Origin of the sequence: Streptomyces sp. NBC_00154 (genome assembly GCF_026342835.1) — a bacterium.
GTDB lineage: Bacteria > Actinomycetota > Actinomycetes > Streptomycetales > Streptomycetaceae > Streptomyces.
This window is the reverse complement of sequence record NZ_JAPEMI010000001.1, coordinates 3,713,755-3,728,379: the sequence shown is the minus strand read 5'-3', so window position 1 is coordinate 3,728,379 and position 14,625 is coordinate 3,713,755. Positions and strand designations below refer to the sequence as shown.

General features: G+C 70.6%; 10 protein-coding genes. 3 read left to right on the top strand and 7 right to left on the bottom strand.

The window, feature by feature from the left end:
• Positions 1-314: 314 nt before the first annotated feature.
• Complete coding sequence (locus OHA03_RS47835) at positions 315-1,655, top strand: chaplin family protein (RefSeq protein ID WP_323181217.1); 1,341 nt, start codon at positions 315-317, stop codon at positions 1,653-1,655.
• 93 nt (positions 1,656-1,748) lie between these two features.
• Here the strand turns inward: OHA03_RS47835 and OHA03_RS16790 are convergent, their stop codons facing one another.
• Positions 1,749-2,324 (bottom strand): hypothetical protein, encoded by a 576-nt coding sequence (locus OHA03_RS16790; protein ID WP_267004656.1) that lies wholly within the window; start codon positions 2,322-2,324, stop codon positions 1,749-1,751.
• A 237-nt stretch (positions 2,325-2,561) separates the two neighbouring features.
• Here OHA03_RS16790 and OHA03_RS16785 point away from each other — a divergent pair, with 237 nt between their 5' ends.
• Both OHA03_RS16785 and OHA03_RS16780 read left to right on the top strand, forming a co-directional pair.
• Positions 2,562-5,450, top strand: coding sequence for a BTAD domain-containing putative transcriptional regulator (locus OHA03_RS16785; RefSeq protein ID WP_267004655.1), 2,889 nt, complete (start codon positions 2,562-2,564; stop codon positions 5,448-5,450).
• A gap of 261 nt (positions 5,451-5,711) precedes the next feature.
• Entirely contained in the window at positions 5,712-7,157 is a 1,446-nt protein-coding gene (locus tag OHA03_RS16780; protein WP_267004654.1) for an FG-GAP and VCBS repeat-containing protein, read from the top strand.
• Positions 7,158-7,167: 10 nt separating this feature from the next.
• Here OHA03_RS16780 and OHA03_RS16775 read toward each other — a convergent pair whose 3' ends face one another.
• The 6 genes from OHA03_RS16775 to OHA03_RS16750 form a co-directional block, all read right to left on the bottom strand.
• Positions 7,168-7,995, bottom strand: coding sequence for an isocitrate lyase/phosphoenolpyruvate mutase family protein (locus OHA03_RS16775; protein ID WP_267004653.1), 828 nt, complete (start codon positions 7,993-7,995; stop codon positions 7,168-7,170).
• The gene (locus OHA03_RS16770; protein ID WP_267008067.1) at positions 7,992-8,447 is read right to left on the bottom strand and encodes a hypothetical protein; all 456 of its coding nucleotides are present in this window, start codon (positions 8,445-8,447) and stop codon (positions 7,992-7,994) included. The genes OHA03_RS16775 and OHA03_RS16770 overlap by 4 nt, the downstream gene beginning before the upstream one ends.
• Before the next feature lie 154 nt (positions 8,448-8,601).
• A complete protein-coding gene (locus OHA03_RS16765; protein WP_267004652.1) occupies positions 8,602-8,883 on the bottom strand; it encodes a hypothetical protein in 282 nt (93 codons plus the stop codon).
• Positions 8,884-8,949: 66 nt separating this feature from the next.
• A complete protein-coding gene (locus OHA03_RS16760; RefSeq protein ID WP_267004651.1) occupies positions 8,950-9,903 on the bottom strand; it encodes an adhesin in 954 nt (317 codons plus the stop codon).
• Positions 9,904-9,999: 96 nt separating this feature from the next.
• A complete protein-coding gene (locus tag OHA03_RS16755) occupies positions 10,000-11,883 on the bottom strand; it encodes an MFS transporter (protein ID WP_267004650.1) in 1,884 nt (627 codons plus the stop codon).
• Between the two features lie 185 nt (positions 11,884-12,068).
• A complete protein-coding gene (locus tag OHA03_RS16750) occupies positions 12,069-14,567 on the bottom strand; it encodes a D-alanyl-D-alanine carboxypeptidase (protein ID WP_267004649.1) in 2,499 nt (832 codons plus the stop codon).
• Positions 14,568-14,625: the final 58 nt, after the last annotated feature.

Here is a 14,625-nt window from a genome sequence, read left to right as displayed (position 1 = left end):
GGTACCCCCCCGCTTGCCGGGCGGAAATCCGGGCCACCGCCAGGAGAAAAATCCTATTTATCTCACAGAGAAGGGGAAGGGCCCGAGAAATGTCCCGCTCGTTGCATTTATGGAATTCCGATATCGCCTCATAGGGTTAATTCTCAGCTCGACCAATGCAGTGAGGAATGCAACCACCCAGCTCGCCGGCCTTCGGGTTCCGGGGTGCGTGTGCTGAAATTTGAGCAACCTGTATTTCAGCGTGCATGCAAGTGGATTGGGCTGCCTATGTCCGCCGTTGTTCCCTGTGCGCTGTGGTGATTGGAAATGAGGTGGTGGCAATTTCCGCAGTGAAGCTTTCCTGGAGCACTGCATCGGTGTCCGTGGTGGCTCTCGCGATCGCGAGTGCTCCGCTGGCCGGTCAGGCCCAGGCCGTGGTCACGCCGGCGGGTGTGAACGTCACTCACGCTCCCGGCACTCCGGGGGTCCCGCAGGCTCCGGCCACGGTGTTCCTCGAGGACTTCGAGCAGGCAGGCGAGACCCCGGTCTTCCTGGAGGACTACGTTGGGGCTCCACCGCTGAACGAGACGTACACGGCCGACCCACCGTGGCTTGACCACGGACAGTGCAACGGCATCATCCTGAGCCGGACCGGTGCTGATCAGCCTGGCTGCCGGTGGGTGCCGCAACTGAAGGACATGGCCGATGTGCTGGGGCAGATCGGCGGGACGAATCCGCCGGCCAACCACGCAGTATCGGCGTACAGCGACAATGTAGACCCTGGTGCCGACCGGGTGGAATTCCGGACCGAGCAGCCGATCCCGATCGCGAAGCCGAACCGCTACTTCACCTTCGCGGTGGACGTGGCGGCAGATAATTGCGATTACGAGGATTCGCTGCTGAAGTTCTACCTCACTGGCGGCGGTCCGGACATCCCGACCTTCACCACCCCCATCAATCCCTGCACCGACCCCAACTCCCACCCCTACCCCGGAGGAAGAAGTGGGCTCATGGCCGGGTCGTTCGCCAGCGACAGGGCCGTACTGTTCAACGGCACCGAGTTGGGCATCAAGATGGTCAATGGGCAAGGCAGCTGGGGCGGTAATGACCACGCCTTCGACAACATTCGGATCCTGGATGCGACTCCGCAGCTGGACAAGGCGTTCAGTCCTGCCACCATCGACGAGGGCGACACATCGACGCTCACGATGACGGTGACCAACACCGGTGAACTGGCGGCGAAGAACGACTTCGGCTTCACCGACAGCCTGCCCGACGGCGTGAGCATGGCCTCGGACGCCAACGCGTCGACGACCTGCGGCAACGGCACCGTCACCGCTGAGCCGGGCGGCTCGTCGGTGACTCTGGACGGCGGCGACCTGGCCGTCGGCACGGAGTCCTGCACGGTCACGGTGAATGTCACCGCCGACGAGGCGGGAACCTACGTCAACCGCCCTGACGGGATCACCACGGTCGGCCTGAATCTCCCGGACCCCACGACCCTGACCGTCGAGGCGAAGGACTCAGCCGTGGGCACCGCGACGGGCTCGCCCGGTCTGCTGTCCGGCAACGTCGTACAGGCGCCGGTGGACATCCCCGTCAACGTGTGCGGCAACACGGTGAACGTCATCGGAGTGCTCAATCCTGCGGCGGGCAACACCTGCGTCAACGGCTAGCGGACCAGGTCGCTCACCGAGCCGGCTCCGCGTGCCGTGTCCGAGATCCCCGCCGCCCCGCCGCCGGGGCCGCGGCCACCAACTCGGCCTCGGTCAGCCCATTCCTCCGTCAGGGCGTGCTTCGCCGGTGTGCCGGGTCTCGCGGACCAACCGGTACGACTCCCCCGCCAGCCGGATCCGGTCCTCGTCGTCCACGTGGCAGCCGAGGCGTTCCGGAAGACCGCGCAGATACGCGACGGCGGGGCCGGTGAAGCGAACCCTGCCGTTGCCGAGGTGAGTGATGCCTTCGGGCTCGGCGAGCGCGGCGAGCCAGGTGGCGTGGGCCCGGCGCACCTCGGCGGTGTACGTGGCGCCGGAGCCGGCTCGCTGTTCCAGGGCGAACAGGACGTCCCCGTAGCGGGCGTGATCGAGGACGGCGCGCACGGCCTCTTCGACACTCAGCAGTCCGGCGTCCACCTGGTCGTTGGCGAAGACGCGGCCGGGACGGGCTCGGGCGTACGCGAACCAGGTCCCCGCACGGGACGGGATGACGTAGCCGACCGGATAGCCACCGGGGAGCCCGTCGTCCACGCATACGTACACGATCTCCGCGGCATCGCTCCGCTCGCGCGTGAGGAAGAGCCTCCGCTGTTTCAGCAACCTCGTGAGAGACCTGTCGATGACGGTCACGTCCGTGTTCCTTCCTCGGGGGGCGGCGGCCATTTCCCCGGCCAACGGCCGCCGCCCGGCACAGCGCGCCCTCCGGTGCTCCCCTGCGGTTGAACCCCGGAATTTCGATGGGCACTTGCAAACCATGGCGGCACACGCTGCAATGCGAATGAAATTCTGATGATGCGCGGAGCGGAGCGGAGGCTTCGGGTGGGCGCGGGTTCTTGTCGACGGCTCCGGCTTGCCGTGCTCGGGCCGGTGCGGGCCTGGCGTGGCGGGGCGCAGCTGCCCCTGGGGCCCGTCCGGCGACAGGCCGTGCTGGCCGCGCTGGCGTTGCGTCCGGGCTTCCTGGTGAGCCACGAGCAGTTGCTCGACGGGATCTGGGGGGCCGAGCCACCGAAGACCGGCCGCAAGGTACTGCCCAGCTACATCTACGAGTTGCGGCGGGTCCTCGACGCGGAGGGCACCGGGCCGGCGGATTCGTTGATCCGCGGGGAAGGGGGCGGGTACCGTCTCGTCGCCGACGGTGTCCAGCTCGATGCGGCAGACCTGGCCGAGCACATCGACGACGCTCGGCGCGCGAAGGCCTCCGGCGACCCGGCCACCGCGGTGGACCGGTTGTCGGCCGCACTCGCCCTGTTCGACGGCGAGCCACTGGCCGGGCTGCCCGGACCGTTCGCCGACGTCGAACGGCAGCGGCTGCTGGAGCGCCTGCTCAGGGTTCGAGTGGAACGGCTCGAGTGCCTGGTTCTGCTCGGCCGATACGCCGATGCCCTGGACGGCCTCGCCGCCCTGTCGGCGTCCAGTCCGTACGACGAGTCGCTGGTGGCGTTGCGCATGCGCGCCCTGTACGGCAGCGAACGTCAGGCGGAGGCACTGACTGTCTATCAGGAAAAGTGCGAGCGGCTGCGCGACGAGCTCGGGGTCGATCCCGGCGATGAGCTCCGTCGCGTGCATGAAGCGGTGCTGCGCCGGGACGACGAACGCCTTCTCGGTCCGGCCACGGCGCGCTCCGCCGCTCCTTCCACCCGGCCCCGGCTCGGCCGCACAGTCAATGAACTGCCGGGCGACGCCGGCCGCCTGATCGGGCGGGAGGCCGAGCTGGCGCAGCTGATCGCGCCTTCCGCGCCCGGATCCGTATCGATCGTGACGGTGGACGGTACGGCCGGGGTCGGCAAGACCGCGCTCGTCGTGCGCGCGGCCCGGGAGCTCAGCGCCCATTACCCGGACGGCTGCCTGTTCGTGGACCTGCGCGCGCACAGCACACAGCGCCGCCAATCGCCGGAGCAGGCGCTGCAGCGACTGCTCCGATCGCTCGGCGCAGCCAAAGGCGAGTTGCCGAGCGACCTCGAGGAGCTCACCGCCGTCTGGCGCGCGGCAACCAGCCCGCTGCGACTGCTCCTCGTGCTGGACGACGCCCTGGACGCCGACCAGATACGACCGCTGCTGCCGGCCGGAGCGGGAAGCAGGCTGCTGGTGGCCGGCCGACGGCGGCTGGCCGAAGTGGACGCCGACCGACGGGTCACCCTGGAGCCCCTGGACAGCGGGGACGCGGTGTCCCTGCTCGCGCACATCATCGGAGAGGAGCGCGCGGGCCGGGAGCCGGAGGCGACGCAGCAGCTGGTCGGGCTCTGCGACGGGCTGCCGCTGGCACTGCGCATCGCCGGGTCGCGGCTGCAGAACCGCAGCACCTGGACGGTGGGGTACCTGGCGGGCCGCATGGCAGGCGATGAGAACCGGCTCGGCGAACTGAGCGTCGGGGATCGCAGTGTGGAGGCGGCCTTCAGCCTGTCGTACGAACATCTCGCACCCGAGCAGCAGCGCGTTTTCCGCGCCCTGGGCCTGGCGCCGACGGTCGAGTTCGACGTGCTGACGGTGGCGGCCATGCTCAATGGGCCGTCCCACGCCACCGAGCAGATCCTGGAAAGCCTGGTCGACACGAGTCTTCTGCAGCAGCCGCGTCCGGGCCGCTACCGATTGCACGACCTGGTTCGCATGCACGCACGACACCTCGCGGAAGCAGCGCCCGCCGAAGCCGCCGCCGCGCGCACAGCCGCACTCCGCCTTCACCTGGACGCGGCCCGGATCGCCAGTGACTGGGGCTCCCGCGGCTTCCCCACCGGACCTCAGCCCGATGGAGCACCGTTCACGACCTGGCAGGAGGCGGAGGCCTGGCTGGACGCGGCCGGTGGAGAGCTCGCCGACGTCGTCGGACATGCCGCGGCCCTCGGCGAGGCCGACTACGCCTGCTGGATTGCCGAGGCGCTGGTCGACTACTTCGTACGGCAAGGCCGCTACCACGAGTGCCAGACGGCTCTTGAGATCGCGCTCGACCACGTGGACGGGGCCACCGACGAGCGGATGGTCCTCGCACTGCGGAACTGCTTGGGCTACACCGCCGTACACCAACGCCGGTACGCGCAGGCGCGCACCTACTTCACCGAGGCACTGGACCTCGGCCGGCGCCGCCCCTACCCGTGCGAAGAGGCCCGGACCCACGCCGGGCTGGGCGCTCTCGACCTGAGTGTGGGCGAGGGCGACCGGGCGATTCGCCATGTCACCGCGGCGGTGGACCTGGCCAAGCGACTGCGCAGGGACTGGGTCGCCTCGATGGCGCTCGTCATCCTCGGCCTCGCCCACTATTTCGGGAAACGGAACGAGGAGGCGCTGGCCTGCTTCGCCGACGCCTACGCCCATGCCGAGACGGACGGCAGGCCGCGCATGCTCGGCAGACCCTTGAGCTGCGCCGCCGACGTCCACCTCCGCCTCGGCCACTACGGTGAGGCCAAGGGCTCGCTCCGCGAGGCGGTCCACCTGGTCGAGCAGGCCGGGGACATCTTCCTCTGTGCGCGCAGCCTGACCCGGCTGGGCACGGCGGAGCAGGGCGAGGGAAACCTGAGCGCGGCCATGGCCCTCCATCATCAGGCCCTCGTACAGCTCCAGTTGCTGTCCCCCCTCACCGAACCCAGTTACGACTGGCTGGAGATGGACATCCGTAGCCGCCTGGGCCGCGCCTACCTGGCGGCAGGCCGCGTCCGCGAGGCGGGCAAGCAGTTCCAGGCCGTGCTCGACGTGCACGGCTCCCGTGCGCACCGCGCCGACCGTGCACCGGCGACCGAGGGGATCGAAGACCGCGAGCCCCGGTAGAGGCCCACGCCACGGACGGACAGTCGCGCCGAGGTGGCGGGTTCCGGTCGGCTGAGGGGTCCCCGGATGAGGGATACGTGACGGCACACCTGTCCCGTACAACCCTGGAGGCCCTCCAGCAGTCCTCATCTGCACCGAGCGACGTGGGTACACGCGTACGCGCCCGAACGCCTGCCCACATGTGCACCGGCGCCGACCGATCAACCGAATTCCGATGCCGTACCACCGGCATCCGGCCTGCCGCAGGACAAGAAGATCCGCATGCACCAGAGCCTCCGTATCGCCACCGCTACCGCCGCCGCGGCCGCGCTCACCGGCGCGCTGCTCGTCGCCGGCGCGGGCAGCGCCTCCGCCGCGCCTTCCAGGCTGCAGGGCGACTTCAACGGCGACGGTTACCGCGACCTCGTCATAGCCGCGCCCATCGGCAAGATCTCGGGCAGGGAAGGGGCCGGTTACGTCACGGTCGTCTACGGCACCAAGAGCGGCCTCGACAAGTCCAAGCACAAGGTCATCAGCCAGGCCACCACGGGCATCCCCGGCACTCCGGAGGCCGGTGACTACTTCGGTGACCGGCTCACCACGGGCGACCTCGACGGCGACGGGTACACCGACCTCGTGGTCGGCGTGCACTCCGAGCGGATCGGCTCCACCGACTCGTTCGGTGTCCTCACCGTCATCTGGGGCGGGGCGACCGGCCTCACGACCGGCACCGACATCGCGTCCCCGCTGCCCAAGTACCGGAACGAACTCGGCTGGGCCCTGGCGGCCGGCGACTTCGACGGCGACGGACACACCGACCTCGCCGCCGGCAACAACTCCACCCCGAGCCTGAACATCTTCAAGGGCCCCATCTCCCGTACCGGCAAGGCCGCTGCCCTCGTCGGCATCGACACCACCGCCGCCACCGGCATCTACCCGGACAAGCTCGTCGCCGGCAACGTCAACGGGGACGGTGCGGCCGACCTCCTCGTCATGGGCCAGCAGGAGAGCGGCAACGTGTACGCCACCCGCAGCGTCCTCTACAAGGGCAGCTCCACCGGCCTCAAGGCGTCGAGCAAGCTCGCCGGCGGCTACGCGGCGGCCATCGCCGACGTGGACAAGGACGGTTACGGGGACATCATCACCGGCAACTTCATGGAGAAGTCCGCCGAGGAGCCGAACGGCGGTCCGGGCGGTGCGGTCACCGTGACGTACGGAAGCGCCTCCGGCCTGTCCACCCGGACCCCTGTCCGGATCACCCAGGACACCGCCTCGGTCCCGGGCACCGCCGAGAAGAACGACCGCTTCGGGTGGAGCGTGTCCGCGGGTGACACCAACGGCGACGGGTACGCCGATGTCGCCGTCGGCGCCTCGGGCGAAGCCCTCGGATCCAAGCAGTCGGCCGGCTCGGTCACCGTGCTGCGCGGCTCGGCCAAGGGACTGACCGGCACCGGTTCGAAGAGCTTCTCCCAGGACACGGCGGGGGTCCCCGGCGCCGCCGAGGCCCGTGACGAGTTCGGCGGCTCCGTATGGGTCACGGACAGCAACAACGACGGCCGCGCGGAACTGGTGGCCGGTGCTTCCGCTGAGAACAACGGCGTCGGTTCGGTCTGGCTGTTCAAGACGGGGACCAGCGACATCACGGCGACCGGATCGACGGCCTTCGGCCCGGGATCGGTCGGCGGGCCTGCCGGGATCTCCTACTTCGGCGACGATTTCGCCAACTGATCGCCCGGGCTCAGCAGGAGCCCGGGCCCGGGTCGTGCCCACGTACGCTCAGGCTCTGCACCTGTGCGTACGTCGGTACGTCCCCGTCCACCGGCCGGCCCGACCGGATGTTCGCCGCCACGACCATCGCCTCCCCCAGCGCCGCCCGGTACAGCAGCGAGCCGAGACTCACCCTGCGCACCCCCAGTTCGCCGAGCTGGGCGACCGTGGGCCCGGACGGGGAGTAAAGGATGTTGAGGGGCGTCTCCAGGCTCCTCACCAGGGCCGCGATCGCGGTGGGGTCGGTCAGGCCGGGGACGAACACGCCATCCGCGCCCGCCTGTTGATATGCATCGAGCCGGCCCGTCGCTGCGGCCACCGTCGCCTCCCGGCCGCCGAGCCAGTGCGTGTCGGTGCGGGCGTTCACGAAGAGATGCGGGACGGCGGCCTTCACCGCCGCGATCTTCGCCGCGTGCAGCTCCACCGGGGTGAGGCTGCCGTCGCCCCTGCCGTCCTCCAGGTTGATACCGACCGCCCCTGCCGCCGCCAGTTCACGGGCCAGCTCGGCCACCTCGGCCGGGTCGTCGCTGAACCCGCCCTCGGCGTCCACCGAGAGCAGGTACGGCCCGGCGCCCAGTCGCCGGGCCAGAAGCACGGTCTCCGCGCGGGTCGCTCCCGTACCGTCGGGCAGTCCGGCCGCCGCGGCCACCGCGAGGCTTGTGGTGCCGACGGCGGGGAAGCCCTGCTCGCACAGGGCCGTCGCCGAGGCGTGGTCCCAGGCGTTGGGGAGCAGCAACGGTGACGCGGTCGTCGCACGGTGCAGGGAAGTGAACGCCGTGAAGGCTGCGAAGTCGGTCATGGTGTCGGGGTCCGTTCGGCGCGCTCGGGCATGCGGTCGGGTGTGAGGTCTCCTACGGCCTCCGCGTAATAGGTCGATTCCGCTGTGTGGAAGGCGAGTTGGCGAAACGTCCAGCCGACTCCGGGAGAACGGTCCAGCTGCTCGGGCGTCAGCGCGTCGAGGCGGTTCACCCAGATCCTGGCCAGTCGGGTCAGCCGGCTGCGGGCCTCGTCGAGATCGGCCCCGGTGAACGGGGCGAGGTCCGCCTCGGTGGTGGCCGCCGAGGCATGCCAGTGGTCCGGCTGCGTCTCCTCCCCCACCAGCCGCGCCTCCATCTCGGCAAGGTGGTCGACCAGATGGTCGGCGACGCGGCGGATCGCCTTGTGCGGGGTGTGGACGCGGTCGTCGGCGGGGATGGGACGCCCGTCCCAGGCCGTCCAGGTCGCGGCGATGGCCAGCACGTGGTCGACCATGTCCGCGACGATCCCGGCGGGGTCGCGGTCGTCGGTCACCGGGGTGGAGTCGGGTGCGGTGCCGGAGGTGGAGCCGGTCGTTGTCGTCATGGTCCGACGCTAGAGGCGGGACTCTTCGGTGGTCGCCGAACCGTGCCGCGATGCGCTGCGCCCCTCAGGACGACGTGACGCCCCTCGCTCTCGGCCGACGGCCCGGGGCTGCGCAGCTCGGGCACCAGTAGCCCTCCTGCTGGACGTACTTCCAGCCGAGCTCCTCGATGTACGGGGAGGCAGTGGTCGCGCTGTGGAGGACGTGGCCGAACAGGTCGGACTCGATGTCCGGCGGCGGGTCCGCGATGACCATGTCGAACACGGTCCGCGACTGGCAACCCCGGCGATCGCACAAAAGGTGGAACCGTACAGGGCCGGGCGGCTCGCCGTCGGTGGTCAGGCTCATGCGTCCACTATGGCTCCCGAGTCGGACGGATACCTGCCGTTCCGCACGACACCTCGGCAGTCGGCCTCAGCGGCAGTTCACCCTCAACTGCGCCGCGGCGTGATGCGCGCCCACCAGTTCCGCGTCACCCCAGTCGCGCCCCCGGTCGATCAGCTGCACCGCGAACGTGTTGCCCTTGACCGGGTAGCTGCTCACATCGACGGGGGTGCCGCGGTGCGCGGTCTGGCGTACGGCGAAGCCCGTATACGCGGAGTCCGCGTCGTCCGGATTCGAGAGCACCCGGTACACGGTGGGGTTCCCCGCCACATCGCGGTCGCGGCCACTGTCCGGCACGAAGACGGTCAGCGCGCACTCGCGGTAGCCGCCGCCCAGGTGCCAGGACCAGGTGGCGGTGTTGCCCCGGTCCTGGGTCGTGCTGCCCGACATCGGCACGGCGCTGAACCGCCCGTCGCACGTACTGCCCCGGTAGCCGCCGGAGTCGACCGTGTACCAGCCGTCGTCACCGTCCTCGAACCGGCCGTGCTCGTGGTACTCGCCCGTCGAGCAGCCGGGCCCGGCCCAGGCGGTGTACGTGTAACCGCCTTTGCCCGATGGGAATTCGGAGGTACGGGGCGGGCTGGGCGCCGGATGCCGAGGCGACGGTGGTGACGACGAATTCGAGGAGGCGGGCGCCGGGTCCGGGCTCTCCGTTCCGGACGGGCCGATCCGGGTCGGGGCGCCGCCCCCGATGCCGTCCCGCGGGACACCCACGCGCCCCACCGCCCCCGTACGGCGGCCGCTGTCGTCGCCGCCCGAAGCGAGCAGCGAGGCGCCCGTGACCAGCGAGCCGGCCACCACCACGACTCCGGCCACCAGCAGGGCCTTTCTACTCCGTGGCAGCGTGGAGACCCGGCCCGCGAACGTCTCACGGGCGATCCAGGAACCGTCCCCGCCGACCGGGCGGGCCACCGATCCGCAGTCCGGACAGACCAATCCCGGCAGCACGCCCCGCTGTTCACTGCCGCACCGTTGGCACCTCATGGCAGCACACCATGCCAGGGCTACGCCCCCGGAGGGAGAGACCGTGCACGATTTGCTCGCTCTCTCCTTGTCCGCGGCTCCCTGTCGGCGCCCTCCTCAGCGCAGCTCCTCCGGGCACGGTGTACCGGGCGACAGCTGGTACGGGGCCGCCAGCCGGTACACCCCGGGGCGCGGCGCGAGCAGTTCCGTCCACTCGTCGCCGTCCTCGTCCTCGTCCACCTTGAGCAGGCAACCGTTCGTGTTGACGAAGGTCCGCGGGCTGTCCTGGTCCGCGCGCCGCTTGGACGCCTCGGTCTCCTGCGGCCGCTCCACGCTCTTGCCCTCGCCGTCGACCAGGGCGAGCCAGCGCGAGTACGGGATCCGGATCAGCACCCGGCCCGCCCGCTTCACATGGATGGTCAGCTCACCCGCACCGGCCCGGTCCACCGTCGCCGGCGGGTCGGCCAGCGGCACCGGGCTGTCGACCGCGAAGAGCTGCCAGTTGGAGTCGGACCAGATGGCCTTCAGATACGGCTGGCCCTTCTGGACCAGCGCCGCCTCCTGTACCGCGCCGGTGGAGTCCGGCTCCCCCTTGGGCAGCACCACGTAGTGCACCGCCCAGCGGTCGAGCCACTGGCGGTAGTTCACGGGGTCCAGCGTGTCGTCGTAGAAGAGCGGGTTGCGCTCCATGTCGGCCTGCCGGTTCCAGCCGCGGGCCAGATTGACGTACGGGGCGAGCGCGGACGCCTCGCGGTGGCTGCTGGCGGGCACCACCTCGACCCTGCCGCGTTCCGCGCCGACCTCCTGGAGCTCGTTGACCAGCGGGGCCAGTTCCCGCGTCCAGGAGGCGGCGGGGGCGGTACGGACGATGTCGTCGACGCCCTTGACGCCGATCCAGATGTTCATGCCGACGAATGCCAGGATCAGTGCGTACCAGCGCCGCGAACGCGGCACGGTGTACGGCAGCGCGGCGAGCAGCACCACCCCGGCGAACAGCATCGCCATCCGCGTGACGTTCGAGCCGATCTGCGAGTCGACCACATAGGTCAGCAGCGTCCCGGCCCCGTAGACGGCGGCAGCGGTGCGGACCGTGCGCCACTCGTTCGGCACGAGGACGAGGACGAGAACGGCGAAGACGAACGGCAGGGACAGCGTCGCGAGCGACATCGGCTGCGTGCCGGAGAACGGGAACAGCCACGCCGACAGCGCGACGACGACGACCGGCGCCAGGCCCAGCGCGTACGCGCCGGGGCGCCGCTTGTTCAGGAACAGCGCGGCGGCCACCACACCGAGGAACAGCCCCGCGACGGGGCTGCCCGCCGTGGCCAGCCCGGCGAGCGGCGCGGCGAAGGCCGCCTTCGCCCAGCGCTTGTGGCGCCACCGGTACGGCCAGCAGAACACCGCGGCCACCGCGCCCAGCGCGAACATCATGCCGAGCCCGAACGTCACCCGCCCGGACAGCGCGTTGCACAGGTACGCGAACACTCCGGCGAGCGAGCAGGCGAGCGGATTGCGTACGGCCCGGACCCGCACCACGATCAACGCAGTCAGTCCCGCCGACACCGTCCCGGCGATCATCATCGTCGTACGGACGCCGAGCACGGACATCAGATACGGCGAGACCACGCTGTACGAGACGGGGTGCATGCCCCCGTACCAGGCGAGGTTGTACGCGGTACCGGGATGCCGGCCGACGAACTCGGCCCAGGCGTCCTGGGCCGCGAGGTCGCCGCCACTGTTCGCGAAGAAGAAGAACCAGAGGATGTGGGTGACCGCGGCGGCCGCCGTCGCAACGGTGACGGGGTGGCGCAGCAGCTGCCGGGTGCGGGCCTGCCGACTGCGGGTCGGCGCGGGCGGCTTCGGCGCCGCGGCCCACGGTTCCGGGGTACGCGGGGCGGGCAGCCGGACATTCATGCTGCCACCACTGCCGCTCGTCACGTCGCCTCGCACATCGCTGTTCCCGGCCGCCTCACAGCCGGGTCTCGGCTCCGCGGTGGTCACTACGGCTTCTCCCCGTCTCCGCCGGCCCCGTTCCCCGTCTCCGTACCACCTGTGAGGACGCCGTCCGGCGCTCCCCGGTTGTCCGGGGACGCTAACACGTACCCAAAGGGGAAGGCGGTGCCCGTACGGCACCGAAAAAACGGGGGAGGGGATGCCGCGGAACAGCACCCCCTCCCCCGTCCGCGTCAGCTGATTCGGGTCAGCTTCTCGCCGAAGGACGGGTCCCTCAGATCACTCTGCAGCGCCACCGCCACCTTCACCTGACTGGAGCCCTCGCCGACGGTGAGCGTACCGACGTGGGTTCCGGCGGCCGCCGAGTGCTGGAGCGTCTTCCCGTCGTCGGTCAGTTCGAGCTTGACCGTCAGACCGGGCCAGCCGACCGCCGCCACGTCCTCGGTCGCGACGACCGGGGTGGTACCGCCGAACCCGTCGTCGACCGCGCCGACGACATCGCCCTTCTTGACCACCTTCCCGCTCTTCAGCAGGTCCTCGGTCGCGACCATCACGTCCTTGCTGACCGCGTTGACCGTGTCGATGATGGGCGCCTTGTGCTGGCCCAGCACCGCGCCGACGATCAGCTGGTCGGTGTCGCCGACCATCTTGTGCGCGGCGAAGAGCAGGTTGCCGCCCGCCTTGCTCGTGGAGCCGGTCTTGATGCCGAGGGCGCCGTTGTACGGAACGAGGGTGTTGTAGTTCCGCCAGTTCTTGCCCGACGGGTCGGTCCACGACGGCAGCTTGGTGATCGCCATCAGCGCCGGGATCTCCACCAGTTTCTGGCCGAGCTTCACCTGGTCCTCGGCCGAACTCACCGTGGTCGCGGTGAGTCCGGACGGGTCGGTGTACGTGGTGTTCTTCATGCCGAGCGACTTGGCGGTGTCATTCATCTTCTTGACGAACGCCTTCTCGGAACCCGCGTCCCAACGCGCCAGCAGCCGCGCGATGTTGTTCGCGGACGGGATCATTATGGCCGAGAGGGCCTCCTGCTCGGTGAGCTTGTCCCCCGCCTTCACGGTGTTGAGCGTCGACTCGCCCGCGGCGTCCAGCTTGCCGTCCGACTCCCCCTTGGCGTCGACCGTGATGGACGGACCGGCCTGGCCCTTCTTCAGCGGGTGGTCCTTGAGCACGACGTACGCGGTCATCGCCTTGGCCACACTGCCGATCGGCACAGCCTTCTGCTCGCCGAACGAGTCCACTGTGCCGAGGCCGGTCGCCGCCATGTAGCCCTGGCCCTCGTTCGGCCACGGCAGTGACGGCTTGCCGCCTTCGAAGGTGTACGTCGGCTGCGCCGTCAGCCGGAGCTCGGGCGTCGGCAGCGGGCGCACCGCCTGCACGATCGCAAAGACGATCAGCAGGAGGAGCACGAGCGGGGTCCAGATCTTGACCCGGCGCACGGCCGTACGGACGGGCGTCTCCGGCGGCGGAGGCGTGTTCGTCAGCTCGGCCAGCAGGTCGAGCGGCGGCCGGGGCGGCATCGGCTGCTGCCGGGTCCGCTCGGCGCCGCTGAGCGACGGGGCGGCGGCCGACGCGGGTGCGGCTGCGGGTGTCTCGGGCTTGCGGACGGCGGGGGCGGGCCGCGCTTCGTCACGGCGCAGCGGCACGAACTGGCTGGTGCGCTCGGCGGCACTCCCGGGCTCGGCCTCCGGCTTCTGCTGAGGCTTCTGCTCCGGCTTCGACGCGGGCGGGGTGATCTTCAGCGCGGTCGTCGGCTGGTCGACCCGGTTCGGCCGGACCGTCCTGAAGACAGCCGTGGGCTGATCGACTGTGCGCTTTTCCTCGGCGGGCCCGGCAGACTCGGCGGCCTCGGACGTCTCGGCGGCATCGGCTGCCTTGACGCTCTCCGCGCCCTCGGGGCTCTCCTCGGAGGCACCGGGGACCCGGGCCTCGTCGGCGGCGCCGTCGGATTCCTCGTCCTCTGCCTCGTCCGCGTTCTCGCCCGGACCCTCGTCCGCTGCCTCGGCGTCGTCGGACGCCGAAGGCTTCCCGGCACCCTCAGCACGTGCCTCGTCGGCGTCGTCCTCGTCCTCGGCGCCGGCATCGGCTGCGCCCGACGCGACCGGCTCGTCCTGCCCGTCCCCGGTCGCGCCGACCGACGTCGTCCCGCTGTCACCCGCCTCGTCGACGGGCTCGGGGGTGTCGCTCCCCGTGACGTCGTCGCTCTCGGTGACCGCGACCGTGTCGGGCTTCTCGCCCTTCTCGGCCTGCTCGGCCGTCTTCGCGCCGGCGGTGCCCTTCCCCACCCAGGCGGCGACCGCGGCACGCAACCGCACGTCGCTCTCCTCGGGTGCGGTCCCGGTTCCCGCCCCATCGGCCGACCCGGCCGTCTCCGGGGCCCGGGCGCTCTCCTCGGACTCCTCCGGCTCCTCCGGCGCGGAGGCCGTCTCCGGGGCCTCAGGGGCCTTCTCGGTCCTCTCGGGACCGCGGGAGCCGTGAGAGCCGTTCCTCGACCCGTCGAGGTTCCTGCCGAGGCCGTCGCGAGAGTCCTGCCCCTCGTCCTCACCGGCCTCCGCAGGCCTCGTACGGAACACCGCCGTTGCCGTATCCGGATTGCCGCCGGTTCCAGTCGCGGTTCCGGCATCCGCCGCGGCTGCCGCTTCACGGAAGACGGTCAGCCGCGGATCGCGTTCGCTCCGAGCCGCGCCCGACGACTTCTGCTGCTCCGACCTGTCGGGGGACTCGCCCGCCACCGATGCCTCCTCCATGCGCCGCGGGGACGCCCCCGCACTGTCCGAACCAGCTACCAGT